We start from the raw sequence: 16486 nt of genomic DNA, 5'->3' as shown, positions 1-16486 counted from the left end.
GCTTTACTTTTTTCAAAGCTGTTTTCGTATATTCTTTTGCTGCAAACTAAGTTTAAAATATCTGAGTTGATTGGAGCGGAGGGCGCTTGATCCTCGAAAATGCTGCCGCATTTCCTTCGTGCGGTGTAAGTTCGAGGAGGCTTAATCAATGTCCTGCGGGAAGTGAGGGAAGTGAGAGACCCCGCAGGCGAAGCCGAGGAGGCTCTCATCTCTCCCCGCGGAAAGCAAGTGCCTGGAGCGGAAATCAACGGGCAACATTAGCGAACAACAATTATTATTAAAACAGTTTTTGGAAAAATAGCCCTTAAAAGATTTTTTTTTTTGCCAGAAGGATTATATAGAAATTTGTCGAATATTAAATTGGTGATCAATGTTATGCTTTGTCATCCATTTATGTTACTATTCAATTAAAAGGCAGCAATTTTGGATAAGCCTGAATTTGCTAAAATGGGTGGTGAAAAAATGGCGTTGACTTTTTATTGGTATCCTAAGTGCGGGACATGCCGAAAGGCCAAGAAATGGCTTGATGAACATAATCTTTCCTATGAAGAAATACATATAACAAACAATCCGCCTTCTCGAAGTGAACTTGAAACGCTTTATAAAAAGAGCGGATTAGAACTAAAAAAGTTCTTTAATACGAGTGGCCAAAAATACAGGGAACTCGGCATGAAGGACAAGATGAAGACCTCTTCGGAAGAAGAACTGCTCGATATTCTGGCAACAGACGGCATGCTGATCAAGCGTCCGCTGCTGACAGATGGAGAGAAAGTAACAGTGGGCTTCAAAGAAGAGGAATATGAAAAGAAATGGCTTTCCTAATAGCTGGAAGCCATCATTAACCATGAGATCGATTTACTGATCATAAATTGAACTATTAATATGGAGGGATACATAATGAGCACACCAAAAGAATTACGTTATTCAGAAGAGCATGAGTGGGTAAAAACAGAAGATGGGAAAGTACGCATTGGGATTACGCATTTCGCGCAATCGGAACTTGGTGACATCGTATTCGTTGAGCTTCCTGAAGTTGGCGATGAACTAAGTGCAAACGAGCCATTCGGAAGCGTAGAATCTGTAAAAACAGTTTCTGAACTTTATGCGCCTTTAAGCGGTAAAGTGGTTGAAGTAAATGAAGACCTTAACGACAACCCTGAATTCGTGAACGAATCCCCATATGAAAAAGCATGGATGGTTGTGGTGGAGCCTTCAGATTTAAGCGAAGTAGAAAGCTTGATGACTGCTGAGCAATATGAAGAAATGACAAACGAAGACTAATGAGTGAAAGCCGGTTCTTTAAGAACCGGCTTTTACGCTGTTACTGAGGGGCTGATCAAGGGTTCTCCTATTAGAATTTGTATCTATGTACTTGGAGACATGTCTAGCTCCAGCGCCTATCCCCTCGAGGTCACAAGCTTGTCTAGTTGCGGCTCCTAGGGACTCGGGATCATAAGCCGTTTCCTTTCAGAAGGAAAAACGCCTTCTTACAGGAACCGTCTTATGCCTGTCGTCCCTGGGCAGTCGCCTCCACATTTCTGGCAATCCTCCCAAAAAGGCAAAGGACGCCTTTCCGTGAGGCTCGTCTTGTGCTTGTCGGGGGTGGACAAGGCGCTTGCGCTTTTCTTACTGGCTTTAATTGCTATTTTTCTTTTACAGAGAAAGGGCAAACTATAGATACCTAAATGCATGAAAGGATTGGTTACCCATGACATTGAATCAGCAGAAAATCGATATTACAGACCGGGTTGTCGGCAAGCTTCAAAATAATGGGATAGATCTTTATCTTGAAAACGAAAAAATTGGCCAAATCAGCCTTCCTGAAGGATCTTCCTTTAACTTGTCCCATCATTATGAAACCGACCACCAAAAAATATATCAGAATGTCTCCGTTCCAGATAAAGCGCAAGAGCGCTACACAGACTGTGACGAAGGCGGCTGGTGCTGACTATTGTAAACAGCGGAATGGATTCCGCTGTTTATTTAATAGGCTAAAGCAATATTACCGGGCATACAATGAAATAGGCCTTTTAAGATTACTGCAATGATTATTTTTCTTCAAAAACGTTTCCTTTACTAAACTGTAGAATTAATATATAAAATCAGTGCAGTGCTACCTCCAATATGGGCAGGAGATTCACACCATTACCGAGAATAATGAATATATTGAGATAAAAACCAATGCATGACTGGTTTTTGAATTTTGGCTGTTTTTGTAAACTTTGCTTACGACAACTAAGTTTGACAACTGAGTTGATTGGAGCGGAGGGCACTTGATCCTCGAAAATGCTTCCGCATTTTCTTCGTGCGGTGCTGATTCAAGGAAGCTATTTTTCAATGTCCTGCGGGAGGAGAGGGAAGTGAGAGACCCCGCAGGCGAATCCGAGGAGGCTCTCATTCCTCCCCGCGGAAAGCAAGTGCTCGCAGCCGAAATCAACGGCTTCATTTATAATCTAACATCAATCTATGGGAAAACAGCCGTACCTTTAACGCAACAGTTTCAAAATAACTCCTTTCAGGTGATGACGATGAACGAGGGAATTCCGGAAAAAGTTATTATTGTCGAGGGAAAGTCAGATAAAACGAAGGTTAAAAACATTATAAGAGAACCTGTAGAGATTATCTGCACAAATGGAACAATTAGCATTACTAAACTGGATGAATTAATTGACACACTGTTTGATAAGGATGTATATATATTGGTGGATGCCGATTCAGCAGGTGAAAAGCTTAGAAAACAGTTTAAAAGGGAATTTCCAGAGGCAGAGCATCTATACATCGATAGAATGTACAGAGAAGTAGCGACAGCACCGGAACATCATTTGGCTACAGTGCTGCTGGGAGCTAATATTGACGTTTATACACAATATTTAGATAGATAAAGTAAGGATGATAAAATGCAGGAATGGTCGCAGCTGGAGATTGAGGAAACGGTTAACGGGCAAGAAACGGTCCTTGTCTATTTGTACACGCCTATGTGCGGTACCTGTCAGATGGCTGGTAAGATGCTGACAGTTACAGAACAATTGCTGCCTGATCAAAAGATTGGGAAAGCGGACTTAAATTATATGCCGAATTTGGCGGAACAATGGGGAGTGGAAAGCGTACCTTGTCTCCTTATCTTTAAAGAAGGAGTTTTACAGGAAAAATTATATGCATTCCGATCAGTTCCCTATTTGCTGGATAGAATCAGAAGCATTAATTGAGAAAAACCAGGAGCAGAGCTGCCTGGTTTTTTGCATGGTTAAAAAACATTGAAATCCGCCTTTTCAATATTCGAAATATATTTACAAATCCTTTCCGGAAGAGTATGATACTTAGGGAATCGAAATAATTAAACAGTGCAGGAAGGGATCCGGATGGCATTTTACAAGGAGTGGGCTGGCCAATTTAAAGGCTATAACCGCAATATCAAATTGGCCTTTATGGCGAATATCCTAACACAAATAGGTTTTGGGATATTCATGGTAATCTATAATTTCTACATAAGGGAGCTCGGCTACACTGAAAGTGTTAATGGGCAAATCATATCCATGACTGCTCTCGCCACAGCACTGATTCTAGTGCCGGCAGGGATCGCCAGCGACCGATTTGGCAGAAAAAGAGCGATGCTTCTTGGGGCTGTTGCCACGGGTGTCGTTATGCTTTTCAGAAGTATGGTTGAAATGCAGGAACTTCTGATATTATTTGCTTTTTTTACAGGGCTGACAACAGCACTTCTGCAAGTATCCGGCATACCATGGCTGGCTGAGAATTCAAAGGCTGACCAAAGGGTTCATTTATTCAGCATCCATTTTGCCATTATGACGGCTGCAAATGTAATCGGAAACTTAAGCGGAGGCATCTTAACGGATGTATTTTCTATATTTGTGGATCAGCTCACCAGCATCCGCATTACCCTTCTGATTGCAAGTGTTTTCTTCATAGCGGGCCTTGTTCCTATCTTGCGTTTCACAGAAGCTCCGAAAAATAAAAACGATGTAAGAGGATTAAGAGAGTTTTCGTTCAAAAAGCTTTCCCCTAAAAATGAAGGCGTCAAAATTATCGCCATGTTTGCCTTTGCGCAGCTGCTGATAGGAATTGGCGCAGGACTGGTTATCCCTTATCTAAATTTATACTTCGCAGACCGTTTTGAAGCTTCCAATTCAGCCATTGGCATTATTATTTCATTAGGGCAGGCTGCCACCGCTTTTGCTATGATTATCGGCCCGGTTGTGGTAAGGAAGGTAGGAGAAGTAAAAGCAGTTGTAATCCTTCAGCTCATGTCACTTCCATTTCTGCTTTTAACTGCTTATACCGAGAATCTCTGGCTGGCTGCCATCGGCTTTTTGTTCCGGCAGGCATTAATGAATGCAGGAAACCCTATACAAATGTCGCTGATGATGTCTAAGGTAAATGATTCGATGAAAGGACTGGCAAACTCCGTCAATCAGATGGTTTTCAATTTAGGATGGGCTGTAATGGGACCTATTTCAACGGGAATCGTCATGAGATATGGTGAATATTGGGGATATGCACTCGTATTCACCATTACAGCTTCATTATATTTGATTGGCTCTCTCTATTTTTTCATTGTTTTCAGAGGCTATAATAAGACAAAAACTGCAGCGTCTTCTGTAAAAATAGTATAATCTGACATATTTCTCGGGAAATGAAAGGACAATGCCTAATAAACGGGCATTGTCTTTCTGGTTCTATCAGGTTTAATAACTTTGAAACTTTGAGAACTGTCCAGCTCCAGGAGCCGGATGGGCAAGGCGCTTCCGCTTTTCTGATCTTGTCGAAAGAAAATTAAAGGATTGAAGCCCTTTATTACTGAATATTAAAGATAATAAACCCATTAAAAGAGGTGAGGCCGTGAAGGATTTACCTGATTTATTTATCCGGGAATTAAAGGCTAAAGGGCATCTTGGATACTTTTTAAGAAAATCAAATTTCTCTTTGCATATTAAGGCGGGAATTATAAGCATTCCTCTGATGGTTTCGAATGGGGAAATCCGGAAGGCAAGTCACACCAGCCATTTTGATGTGGAGATATTGGGGACTGAGGAAGCTGTGCTGTCACTGATTTCAGGGGAGTTAAAGTTAAGGGATGCACTTTCCCAAAATAAAGTAATGATGGAAACCACCTTCAGAAAAAAATTGTTTCTCGAGTCTTTTTTCTGTTTGGGAAAAATTTCATATCATAATGCTTGACCGTTTTTTTAATAGTATGATAATATCGTTTTAATGTGAATTAACTGAATATTCTTATCAAGAGAGGCGGAGGGACTGGCCCAGCGAAGCCCGGCAACCGGTAAAGTACACGGTGCTAAATCCAGCAGAGCGGGATGCTCTGGAAGATAAGGAGAGACGATACGGCCCTCTTCTTATGAAGAGGTTTTTTAATATTATCTTTATTTTAATCTTTTAAAATGGATAACTGTCTAGCTTCAGGCGCCTTGCGCTTTTCTTAGTTCTTCGATAAGAAATACTAAAATTTTTATAGAGGAGAGAAAGCAATGACTGACAAACAAAAAAATTACCGTTTTGAAACCATTGGAGTGCATGGGGGACTGAAGCCTGACCCTGTAACTGGTGCAAGGGCGTTACCGATTTACCAGAATAATGCTTATCAGTTCAAGAATACAGATCACGCTGCAGATCTCTTTGCCCTTAGAGAGCCAGGATATATATATAGCAGGATACATAACCCTACTGTAAGTGTATTTGAGGAAAGAGTGGCCTTGCTCGAGGGAGGAGTTGGTGCATTGGCTCTTGCAAGCGGACAGTCTGCCATTACTCTTGCCATATTAAACATAGCTGAAGCAGGCGATGAAATAGTTGCTGCGTCCAATTTATATGGCGGCACTTATAATTTGTTTGCAGTCACACTTCCCAAGTATGGGATTAAAGTGAAACTGGTCGATCCAAAAGATCCGGAAAATTTCCGTAACGCGATTTCGGATAAAACAAAGGCCATCTTTGCGGAAACGATTGGAAACCCCAGCTTAAAAATCCTGGATATTGAAAAGGTCGCAGCAATTGCACACGAGAATGGTGTGCCGCTGATTGTCGATAACACCTTTGCTACACCTTATCTTTGCAGGCCTATCGAACATGGTGCTGATATTGTTATACACTCTGCGACTAAATGGCTGCTCGGCAATGGAACAACAATGGGAGGAATTATTGTAGACGGCGGAAAATTTGACTGGAATTCCCCTAAGTTCCCGGGCTTTACAGAACCGGATCCGAGCTACCATGATATTGTCTATAGCGAAGCAATTGGCGAGGCGGCTTATATTATTAAAGCACGCGTTCAGCTGTTAAGAGACCTGGGGCCAGCGATGAGTGCGCAAAGTGCATTTCAATTTGCGTTGGGGCTTGAGACTTTGCATGTGAGAATGAAGGAGCACATTGCCAATACAAAAAAAGTAGTGGAATATCTGGAGGCGCATCCAGCCGTTAATTGGGTGCTTTATCCAGGGCTTGAAAGCCACCCGGACAAAGAGTTGGCAGATAAATATTTGCCTAAAGGAGCAGGCGCTGTGGCTGTGTTTGGTATATCTGGCGGAAGAGAAGCTGGAGCCAAGCTAATCAATAATCTGCAGCTCTGGGCACACGTAGCAAATGTAGGGGACGCAAAGAGTCTGATTATCCACCCTGCAAGCACCACTCACCAGCAGCTGGATAAAGAAGGTTTAAAAGCTGCCGGAGTGGCGGAAGACCTAATTCGGATTTCAATCGGAATCGAGAATGCGGAAGATTTGATTGAGGATCTGGAACAGGCGATTGAAGCAGCTTCAGGCATCACATCGCTTGCTGCAAAAGCATAAAGGAAAATTTACCATTCATTTTTTTTCCGAAAGTTTAAAATTTCATCGTTGACACCTTTTTAGTGGCTATGATACGATAGCAAACGTAATTAAAAAACTGCTTAAATTACTTAAAGTATTAATTGAATATAGAACGTTACGCTCTTATCAAGAGAGGTGGAGGGAAGTGCCCTATGAAGCCCGGCAACCGTCAATTATTTGAAATGGTGCCAATTCACTCAAAGCATAGCTTTGACAGATGAGAGAAAGGACTTAATTTTTTAATGCCTTTCTGCTCATGTGCAGAAAGGCATTTTTGCTTTTAGCGCATGAACTCCATTAAGGAGTAAAAAATAGAGGAATATGAGCAGTCTATTAATTATAATCTGTATTTTTCGATTAAAGAGGTGACATTTCACGTTGATTTCTATAAAAGATGTACAGAAGATTTTTCCTTCAAAAAAGGGCCAGGTAAAAGCAGTTGATGATGTAAACCTGGAGGTGAAAGAGGGAGAAATTTTCGGAGTTATCGGATATAGCGGTGCAGGTAAAAGTACCTTGATCCGCATGCTGAATGGGTTAGAGCTTCCTACCCAGGGCAGTGTAACAGTTGCAGGCAATGAAGTTTCAAAGATAAAGGGAAGCCAGCTAAGAAAAGCGCGTCAGGAAATCAGCATGATCTTCCAGCATTTCAACCTTTTATGGTCAAGAACGGTAAGGGAGAATATCGCATTTCCGCTTGAAATCGCTGGTGTTTCCCGGCAGGAAAGGCTGAAAAGGGTAGACGAGCTCATTAAACTCGTTGGTCTTGAAGGAAGAGAAGATGCTTATCCTTCCCAGCTTAGCGGCGGCCAAAAGCAAAGAGTTGGAATTGCGAGAGCCCTTGCCAACAATCCGAAAGTGCTGCTTTGTGATGAGGCGACATCTGCACTTGATCCGCAGACTACAGACTCCATTTTGGAGCTGCTTGTTGATATCAATGAGCGTCTGGGCTTAACAATTGTCCTAATTACACATGAAATGCACGTTATCCGTAAAATCTGCCATCAGGTTGCGGTTATGGAGGGAGGCCGAATTGTTGAAATCGGGCCAGTATTGGATGTGTTTAGGAATCCTAAAGCTGCGATTACAAAGCGTTTTGTACAGCAGGTAACAGAGCCTGAAGAAACTAAGGAAACGATTGATCACCTGGTCGATTTGTATCCAGAAGGAAAAGTAGTGCAATTAGGATTTGTCGGCGAATCAGCTGAACAGCCATTGATTACAAACCTGATCCGGAATTTCCAGGTAACCGTAAATATCCTTCAAGGAAAGATTTCACAAACACAGAATGGTTCTTACGGTACTTTATTCATCCATGTTGATGGAGAGGCAGAGGAAGTTGCAAAAGCCATCGAATTTATTCACTCTCAGCAGGTGGGCGTGGAGGTGATTTCCAATGCTTAACGAATGGTTTCCAAATGTACAATGGGATTCCATGTGGGAAGCTACAATGGAAACTCTATATATGACAGCCATTTCTGTTCTCGCAACCTTTATTTTGGGAGCAGTTCTGGGACTGTTGCTCTTTTTGACCTCGAAGGGAAATATTTGGGAAAATGCAGCAATCAATAAAATTATTTCTGCTTTCGTAAATATATTCCGTTCGATTCCGTTTATTATTCTGATCGTGTTATTGATTCCATTTACAAAGTTTCTTCTTGGAACAATGATCGGGGAAGATGCAGCACTGCCTGCGTTAATTATTGGTGCTGCCCCGTTTTATGCCCGTATGGTTGAAATCGGCTTGAGGGAAATAGATAAAGGTGTAATTGAAGCGGCCAAGTCTATGGGCGCAAAAACAAGCACGATTATCTGGAAGGTTCTGCTTCCGGAATCGATGCCCGCCCTTGTTTCAGGAATTACTGTTACAGCAATCGCGCTGGTTGGCTACACAGCCATGGCCGGTGTGATCGGTGCTGGCGGACTTGGAAACCTTGCTTACCTGGAAGGATTCCAGAGGAGCCGCAGTGATGTGACGCTTATGGCAACTGTCATTATTCTAATCATCGTATTTATCATCCAGTTTATTGGAGATATCATAACAACAAAATTAGACAAACGTTAAGGAGAGATTAACATGAAAAAATGGTTATCACTTGCTCTTGCACTTGCAGTAGCACTTGTTCTTGCAGCGTGCGGAACTTCAGAAGAAGACGGCAATGCCGGTGAAGGCGGAGAAAGTAAAGAAAGCACAAAAATTACAGTAGGGGCTTCCAACGTACCTCACGCTGAAATTCTTGAAGAAGCAAAGCCATTACTTGAAGAAAAAGGCTTTGAACTTGATGTTGTGACATTCCAGGACTATGTATTGCCAAACCAGGCTCTTGAGTCTAAGGAGCTGGATGCAAACTATTTCCAGCACATTCCTTACCTTGAGTCACAGAAAGCTGAACATGGATATGATTTTACAAATGCAGGCGGAATTCATATTGAGCCAATCGGAGTATATTCCCAAAAGTATAAGAGCCTTGATGAACTTCCTGAGGGTGCATCAATCATCATGAGCAACTCAGTAGCAGACCATGGCCGTATTCTCTCCATGCTTGAAGCAGAGGGACTTATTACTCTAAATGAAGATGTAGAAAAAACGGAAGCAACTCTAGAAGATATTAAAGACAATCCTAAAAAATTAAAGTTTGATACTGAATATGAAGCATCACTTCTTCCTCAAATCTACAATAATGGAGAAGGGGATGCAGTCCTGATCAACTCCAATTATGCAATTGATGCCGGATTGAATCCTCTTGAAGATTCAATTGCAATTGAAGACAAAGATTCACCATACGTTAATGTAATTGCAGTCCGTACAGGCGATGAAGAAAAAGAAGGAATTAAAGCTCTTGTAGAAGTGCTTCGTTCTAAAGAAATTCAGGATTTCATTCTTGAAAAATATGAAGGTGCCGTTGTACCGGTATCTGAGTAATAGTGGAAAAAAACAGGCGGCTAAAATCGCCTGTTTTTTAATTGCCCTTCCAGGCTCTGTCACCCGCATAGTTTGAAAAGTAATCAAACATACTAACCTTGATACTATTTCGAAATGGAGTGGAGCCGAATGGAACATTATCATGAACCTTCAAACTCAATAGAAGCAGCCCTTCATGACTATAAAGTTGGATTGGGTGTATTCACTGACAAAATGCCTGATTTAGCAGATCATTATAATGCTTTTACAGAAGCCTGTTTTAAGGATGGGGTTTTATCCCAAAAGGAAAAGCAGCTGATTGCACTTGGAATCAGTTTATATTCTCAAGATGAATACTGCATTATTTATCATACGAAAGGATGCATCGATCAAGGAGCGTCAGAACAAGAAATTCTTGAGGCAGTTGGAGTTACAGCAGCTTTTGGCGGGGGGGCTGCAATGAGCCAGGCGGTTACGCTCGTCCAGGAGGCCATGACAGAATTAAATCAGCAAAATCACTGATAACCAGCTCCTGCTCAATAGCAGGAGTTTTATTTTATCATAATCATTTTTCAGAAAATTATTAAAACAACCATTAATCCAGAGGATACGGCCAGTATTTTAAGAATTCTCATTATGAAAGCGCTTCACGGGTTCTCATTCCTTATATTGCTAAAAAAATCAGGTTTTTTCCGCTTTGTGCTGGGTATATGGTGAGTGTTAAGATTTTAGATGTAAAACGAAATGCGAAAAGCATTAAAAACCGAAAGGATTGATTCATTATCAGTCAGTTACAGCTGAACTACACGAGTGAAATGGAAAAAGCTATGCAAGCTGCCCATGGAGTTGGATATGAAGTGTACAGCCGGAAACATGATATTCGAATGGAAGTTGAAAAAAGACGCGAGGAAGATTATCTTCAAAGCCAGCGCTTAGTTGCAGATCTTGAAAGAAAAATTCATTCCTAGGTTAAAGGTATATATAATAATGAAGAAAATAGAAACCAGTGCCAATTATGCACTGGTTTTCTTTTTTGCTATACATGAAATAACAGTCCCGGGAAAAAATAGATAGGACATGCCTGGTTCCCGGTTATTTTATACTTTGATGCCATTAACTTAATATGATAAAATCTATATTTACAGGCTTTCTAAACATTTTTGTTTGAAAAGTTTGTTAATGGTCTTAAAGAGTTGCTATCAAATTTGATTTGTTATAAGATTGTAATGAGAATAAAATGAGAATAGAGATTTGCGGCTGAAGGCCGATTTACAAATCTTCTTTTATTGACGGAGGTATATATTATGGCAGGATCAGTACTTACAATTAAAGACCTTCATGTTGCTATTGAGGGAAAAGAAATATTAAAAGGTGTAAACCTTGAAATCAAAGGCGGAGAAATTCACGCTATAATGGGGCCGAACGGTACAGGTAAATCAACTCTATCTTCTGCAATCATGGGCCATCCTAAGTATGAAGTAACACAGGGAAGCATCACCTTAGATGGTAAAGATGTTCTTGAAATGGAAGTTGACGAACGCGCACGTGCGGGCCTATTCCTTGCAATGCAATATCCAAGTGAAATCAGCGGCGTAACAAATGCCGATTTTTTACGTTCTGCAATTAACAGCCGTCTTGAGGAAGGCAATGAAATTTCTCTTATGAAATTCATCCGCAAAATGGACAGCAAGATGGAATTCCTTGAGATGGATCTTGATATGGCGCAGCGTTATTTAAATGAAGGCTTCTCAGGCGGTGAAAAGAAGCGCAATGAAATTCTTCAATTAATGATGCTTGAGCCTAAAATGGCGATTCTTGATGAAATTGATTCCGGACTGGATATCGATGCATTAAAGGTTGTTTCTAAAGGAATCAATGAAATGCGCGGCGAAGAGTTTGGCTGCCTAATCATCACACACTATCAGCGCCTTCTAAACTACATCACTCCTGACCATGTTCACGTAATGATGCAGGGACGCGTTGTAAAATCTGGCGGTCCAGAGCTTGCACAGCGCTTAGAAGCAGAAGGATATGACTGGATTAAAAAAGAATTGGGCATTGAAGACGAAACAGTTGGGCAAGAAGCGTAAGCGTTAGGGGGATCACTATGACAACGGAAATAAAATTACCATTTGATAAGGAATATGTTAGTTCCTTTTCAAAAGATATGGGCGAGCCGGCATGGCTGACAGAACTCCGTCTAAATGCGCTTGCAAACGCGGAAAACCTGCCAATGCCAAAGCCTGATAAAACTAAGATAGATAAATGGAACTTTACACAGTTTGAAAAGCATATCGTCGGAAGCGAAGATTTTTCTTCACTGAACGACCTTCCTGAGGATGTCAGAAATCTGATTGACACAGAAGCCGGCGATCAAAACCTATACATTCAGCGTAATAATAGACCAACTCATTTGGCTGTTTCTAAAGAATTACAGGAAAAAGGTGTTATTTTCACAGATATCTTTACGGCAGCAAGAGAACATAGCGACCTTCTTCAGAAGTATTTCATGAAGGACGGCGTCAAAACGGATGAACACCGTTTAACTGCCTTGCACGCAGCTCTTTTAAACGGCGGAGCGTTCTTGTATATTCCGAAAAACGTGGAAGTTTCGGCGCCTATTCAGGCTGTATATATTCATGATGATAAAGAAGCCAACCTTTTCAACCACGTGTTGGTTGTAGCTGATGATAACAGCTCTGTGACGTATGTAGAAAACTATGTATCAACTGTCGAAGAAGCAAACGGAATCTTCAATATCGTTACTGAAGTGATAGCGAATGCAAATTCAAGAGTTCAATATGGTGCAGTTGACACACTTGCAAAAGGCACTACAGCTTATGTGAATCGCCGTGGTGTTGCAGGACGCGATGCACGCATTGAATGGGCTCTTGGCCTCATGAATGATGGCAACACAGTTTCTGAAAACACAACCAATCTTATTGGAGACGGCTCTTTCGGAGACACAAAAACAGTTGTTGTAGGTCGCGGGGAACAGACTCAAAACTTTACAACGAAGGTTGTTCATTTCGGAAAGAATTCAGAAGGATACATCTTAAAGCATGGTGTTATGAAAGACTCTGCTTCTTCCATCTTTAATGGAATAGGCAAAATCGAGCATGGGGCTTCCAAGTCTAATGCAGAGCAGGAGTCACGTGTACTTATGCTAAGCGAAAAAGCGCGCGGAGATGCAAACCCTATTTTATTAATTGATGAAGATGATGTAACAGCAGGACACGCCGCTTCAGTTGGCCGTGTGGATCCATTGCAGCTTTACTATCTAATGAGCCGCGGTATATCCCAAAAAGAGGCAGAGCGTCTTGTTATTCACGGTTTCTTAGCGCCAGTTGTGAATGCTCTTCCTATCGAAGGTGTTAAAAGCAGCTTACAGCCGTTATTGAAAGGAAAGTAAAATAATGAATGCCCGTGAGATTCGGCAAATGTTTCCCATTCTGGACCAGGAAGTCAATGGAAAGCCTCTTGTTTATTTAGACAGTTCCGCTACTTCCCAAAAACCTGTTCTGGTGATTGAAGCGCTTGACAAATACTACCGGGAATACAACTCGAATGTTCATAGAGGAGTCCATACCCTGGGTACTAGAGCGACTGATGGCTATGAAGGCGCCAGGGAAAAGGTGCGTAAATTCATTAACGCTAAATCCACTGAGGAAGTTATTTTTACAAGAGGTACAACAACTGCACTCAATACTGTTGCAGCAAGCTATGGGCGTGACAATCTGAAAGAAGGCGATGAGATTGTTATCTCTTATATGGAGCATCATAGCAACATCATTCCCTGGCAGCAGGTAGCAAAACAAACGGGTGCCACTTTAAAATACCTTCCTCTTCAGGAAGATGGAACAATATCGCTTGATGATGTTCGGGAAGCTGTGACAAGCAATACGAAAATTGTGTCTATCATGCAAGTATCGAACGTTCTTGGTGTAATAAATCCAATCAAGGATATTGCGAAAATTGCCCATGAAAATGGAGCAATCATGGTTGTAGATGGTGCACAAAGTGCTCCACATTTGAAAGTTGATGTCCAGGACCTGGATTGTGATTTTCTTGCCTTTTCCGGCCATAAGATGTGCGGCCCTACAGGCATTGGTGTTCTGTATGGAAAGAAAAAGCATCTGGAAAAAATGGAGCCGATTGAGTTTGGCGGTGAAATGATTGACTTTGTAGGCCTTTATGAATCCACTTGGAAGGAGCTTCCCTGGAAATTCGAAGGCGGTACGCCAATCATTGCAGGTGCGATTGGATTAGGAGCAGCCATTGATTTCCTGGAGCAGATCGGCCTGAATGAAATTGAAGCTTATGAGCATAAACTGGCTGCATATGCCTTGGAAAAAATGTCTGCTATAGACGGAATGACCATATATGGTCCAAAAGAAGCGTCAAAGCGCGCCGGAGTAATTACTTTTAATATAAATGATGTCCACCCTCATGATGTGGCTACTGTATTGGATGCAGAAGGAATTGCAGTCCGGGCCGGCCACCATTGTGCACAGCCGCTGATGAAGTGGCTCAAGGTGTCGGCAACTGCACGTGCAAGCTTCTATCTGTACAATACGGAAGAAGATATTGATAAGCTTGTTTCAGGGCTTGTCAAAACAAAGGAGTATTTCAGCGATGTCTTCTAAAAATTTAGATACCCTTTACCGCCAGGTTATTATGGATCATTATAAAAACCCTCGTAATAAAGGGGTACTTGAAGATGACAGCCTGACGATCAATATGAATAACCCTACTTGCGGAGACCGCATTCAATTGACGCTGAAGCTTGAAGATGGCAAAGTGGCAGATGCGAAGTTTGAAGGCGAAGGATGTTCCATTTCCATGTCCTCGGCTTCCATGATGACTCAAGCCATCAAGGGCAAAAATATTGAAGAAGCATTAAAGCTTTCCAAAGTTTTCTCAGACATGATGCTGGGAAAAGAATATGATGAAGACGATCTGGACCTTGGCGATATTGAAGCCCTTCAGGGAGTTTCCCAATTCCCTGCCAGAATCAAATGTGCTACATTGGCATGGAAAGCAATGGAAAAAGGCGTTAGCACGGAGAAAGAAGAACAGGAATAAATCAATCAAACGTTTGATTAAGAATTTTTCATCTGCCTTGTGTGCTAAAATAAAAGAAAATGATGGGGTGTGAATACCCTTTCTCATACGAATGGAGGAATACGACGATGGCAAAAAAGATGCCTGAGATCGGCGATTACAAGTATGGTTTTGCCGATAAAGACGTTTCCATTTTCCGATCAAAACGCGGTTTGACAAAAGAAATTGTTGAAGAGATTTCAAAATTGAAGGAAGAGCCACAATGGATGCTTGACTTCCGTTTAAAATCATTGGAGCATTTCTATAACATGCCTATGCCGCAATGGGGCGGAGATTTAGCGTCATTAAACTTTGATGAAATTACGTATTATGTAAAGCCTTCTGAAAAAACTGAACGTTCTTGGGATGAAGTTCCTGACGAAATTAAACAGACATTTGATAAACTGGGTATTCCTGAAGCAGAGCAGAAATATCTTGCTGGTGTTTCGGCTCAGTATGAATCAGAGGTTGTTTACCATAACATGCAGGAAGACCTTGAAGCGAAAGGAATTGTGTTCAAAGATACTGATTCCGCTCTTCGCGAAAATGAAGATATTTTCCGTGAGCACTGGGCAAAGGTTATCCCTCCAACAGACAACAAATTCGCTGCATTAAACTCGGCGGTTTGGTCTGGCGGATCGTTCATTTATGTTCCTAAAGGGGTTAAAGTTGATACGCCGCTGCAGGCATATTTCCGAATTAACTCTGAGAACATGGGGCAGTTTGAACGTACATTAATCATTGTTGATGAAGGCGCACATGTCCACTATGTAGAGGGCTGTACAGCACCTGTTTATACAACAAACTCACTTCACAGTGCGGTTGTTGAAATCATCATCAAAAAAGACGCATACTGCCGTTATACAACCATCCAGAACTGGGCGAACAATGTATTTAACCTGGTTACGAAGCGTGCTGTTTGTGAATCAAACGCAACAATGGAATGGATTGACGGAAACATCGGTTCAAAACTGACGATGAAATATCCGGCAGTTATTCTTAAAGGAGAAGGCGCACGCGGCATGACCCTTTCCATTGCATTAGCAGGTAAGGGGCAGCACCAGGATGCAGGTGCAAAAATGATTCATCTTGCACCAAACACTTCTTCAACAATCGTATCGAAATCGATTTCCAAGCAAGGCGGTAAAGTAACATACCGCGGAATCGTTCACTTCGGCCGCAAAGCGGAAGGTGCACGTGCCAACATCGAGTGTGATACGTTAATCATGGATAACCAGTCAACTTCGGATACGATTCCTTACAATGAAATCCTGAATGACAACATCTCTCTTGAGCATGAGGCGAAGGTTTCAAAAGTATCAGAAGAACAGTTATTCTATCTTATGAGCCGTGGAATTTCAGAGGAAGAAGCAACAGAAATGATCGTAATGGGCTTCATCGAGCCGTTTACGAAAGAACTTCCAATGGAATACGCAGTAGAAATGAACCGCCTGATCAAATTTGAAATGGAAGGTTCCATCGGTTAAAGTTTGAAAAGCCTTGGCATATAAGGAATATGCTAAGGCTTTTTTTTGAAATTTAGTGGGAGCCAATATCAAAGTAAAAAATGTTTGCCGGGAACAAAAGCAACATTTTGGTCAGTTTCATTTTTCACTTTGATTTATGTGATGTTGCAGCACAC

17 protein-coding genes, 1 pseudogene and 2 riboswitches are annotated in these 16486 nt (G+C 41.6%); all 18 genes and pseudogenes read left to right on the top strand.

What is annotated here, in order from left to right; translation table 11 throughout:
- The first annotated feature begins 462 nt into the window (after positions 1-462).
- Complete coding sequence (locus ACXAD1_RS20965; RefSeq protein ID WP_206840272.1) at positions 463-822, top strand: arsenate reductase family protein; 360 nt, start codon at positions 463-465, stop codon at positions 820-822.
- A gap of 75 nt (positions 823-897) precedes the next feature.
- The gene (gene gcvH, locus ACXAD1_RS20960; RefSeq protein WP_009331744.1) at positions 898-1281 is read left to right on the top strand and encodes a glycine cleavage system protein GcvH; all 384 of its coding nucleotides are present in this window, start codon (positions 898-900) and stop codon (positions 1279-1281) included.
- Positions 1282-1708: 427 nt separating this feature from the next.
- The gene (locus tag ACXAD1_RS20955; protein WP_206840273.1) at positions 1709-1948 is read left to right on the top strand and encodes a YusG family protein; all 240 of its coding nucleotides are present in this window, start codon (positions 1709-1711) and stop codon (positions 1946-1948) included.
- 580 nt (positions 1949-2528) lie between these two features.
- Positions 2529-2882, top strand: coding sequence for a toprim domain-containing protein (locus ACXAD1_RS20950; RefSeq protein ID WP_034296067.1), 354 nt, complete (start codon positions 2529-2531; stop codon positions 2880-2882).
- Positions 2883-2897: 15 nt separating this feature from the next.
- Positions 2898-3206, top strand: coding sequence for a thioredoxin family protein (locus ACXAD1_RS20945; protein WP_370225043.1), 309 nt, complete (start codon positions 2898-2900; stop codon positions 3204-3206).
- A 153-nt stretch (positions 3207-3359) separates the two neighbouring features.
- Positions 3360-4631, top strand: coding sequence for an MFS transporter (locus ACXAD1_RS20940; RefSeq protein ID WP_474910881.1), 1272 nt, complete (start codon positions 3360-3362; stop codon positions 4629-4631).
- Positions 4632-4857: 226 nt separating this feature from the next.
- A complete protein-coding gene (locus tag ACXAD1_RS20935) occupies positions 4858-5196 on the top strand; it encodes an SCP2 sterol-binding domain-containing protein (RefSeq protein WP_474910880.1) in 339 nt (112 codons plus the stop codon).
- Positions 5197-5247: 51 nt separating this feature from the next.
- A riboswitch (SAM riboswitch) is annotated at positions 5248-5349 on the top strand.
- 152 nt (positions 5350-5501) lie between these two features.
- A complete protein-coding gene (locus tag ACXAD1_RS20930) occupies positions 5502-6818 on the top strand; it encodes an O-acetylhomoserine aminocarboxypropyltransferase/cysteine synthase family protein (RefSeq protein WP_206840277.1) in 1317 nt (438 codons plus the stop codon).
- Between the two features lie 141 nt (positions 6819-6959).
- A riboswitch (SAM riboswitch) is annotated at positions 6960-7063 on the top strand.
- Between the two features lie 154 nt (positions 7064-7217).
- On the top strand, positions 7218-8243 hold the full coding sequence (locus tag ACXAD1_RS20925) for a methionine ABC transporter ATP-binding protein (protein ID WP_206840279.1): 1026 nt from the start codon (positions 7218-7220) through the stop codon (positions 8241-8243).
- Positions 8236-8904 (top strand): methionine ABC transporter permease, encoded by a 669-nt coding sequence (locus tag ACXAD1_RS20920; protein WP_159345494.1) that lies wholly within the window; start codon positions 8236-8238, stop codon positions 8902-8904. Before ACXAD1_RS20925 ends, ACXAD1_RS20920 begins: the two co-directional genes overlap by 8 nt.
- Before the next feature lie 12 nt (positions 8905-8916).
- Entirely contained in the window at positions 8917-9762 is an 846-nt protein-coding gene (locus ACXAD1_RS20915; RefSeq protein ID WP_474910879.1) for a MetQ/NlpA family ABC transporter substrate-binding protein, read from the top strand.
- 129 nt (positions 9763-9891) lie between these two features.
- On the top strand, positions 9892-10263 hold the full coding sequence (locus tag ACXAD1_RS20910) for a carboxymuconolactone decarboxylase family protein (RefSeq protein WP_206840283.1): 372 nt from the start codon (positions 9892-9894) through the stop codon (positions 10261-10263).
- Positions 10264-10556: 293 nt separating this feature from the next.
- On the top strand, positions 10557-10709 hold the full coding sequence (locus ACXAD1_RS20905) for a YuzK family famiily protein (protein WP_169799774.1): 153 nt from the start codon (positions 10557-10559) through the stop codon (positions 10707-10709).
- Positions 10710-11045: 336 nt separating this feature from the next.
- Positions 11046-11831, top strand: a complete 786-nt coding sequence (gene sufC / locus ACXAD1_RS20900) for a Fe-S cluster assembly ATPase SufC (RefSeq protein WP_035329355.1) — start codon at positions 11046-11048, stop codon at positions 11829-11831.
- A gap of 17 nt (positions 11832-11848) precedes the next feature.
- A pseudogene (gene sufD, locus ACXAD1_RS20895) lies at positions 11849-13158 on the top strand (Fe-S cluster assembly protein SufD).
- Positions 13158-14387, top strand: a complete 1230-nt coding sequence (locus tag ACXAD1_RS20890) for a cysteine desulfurase (protein WP_474910878.1) — start codon at positions 13158-13160, stop codon at positions 14385-14387. Before sufD ends, ACXAD1_RS20890 begins: the two are co-directional and overlap by 1 nt.
- On the top strand, positions 14377-14826 hold the full coding sequence (sufU, locus tag ACXAD1_RS20885; RefSeq protein ID WP_009331729.1) for a Fe-S cluster assembly sulfur transfer protein SufU: 450 nt from the start codon (positions 14377-14379) through the stop codon (positions 14824-14826). Before ACXAD1_RS20890 ends, sufU begins: the two co-directional genes overlap by 11 nt.
- Positions 14827-14933: 107 nt before the next feature.
- Complete coding sequence (gene sufB / locus ACXAD1_RS20880; protein ID WP_206840289.1) at positions 14934-16331, top strand: Fe-S cluster assembly protein SufB; 1398 nt, start codon at positions 14934-14936, stop codon at positions 16329-16331.
- Positions 16332-16486 lie beyond the last annotated feature (155 nt).

The organism is Cytobacillus sp. ABV4_503 (assembly GCF_056158445.1).
This window is presented reverse-complemented; position numbering and strand designations above follow the sequence as displayed.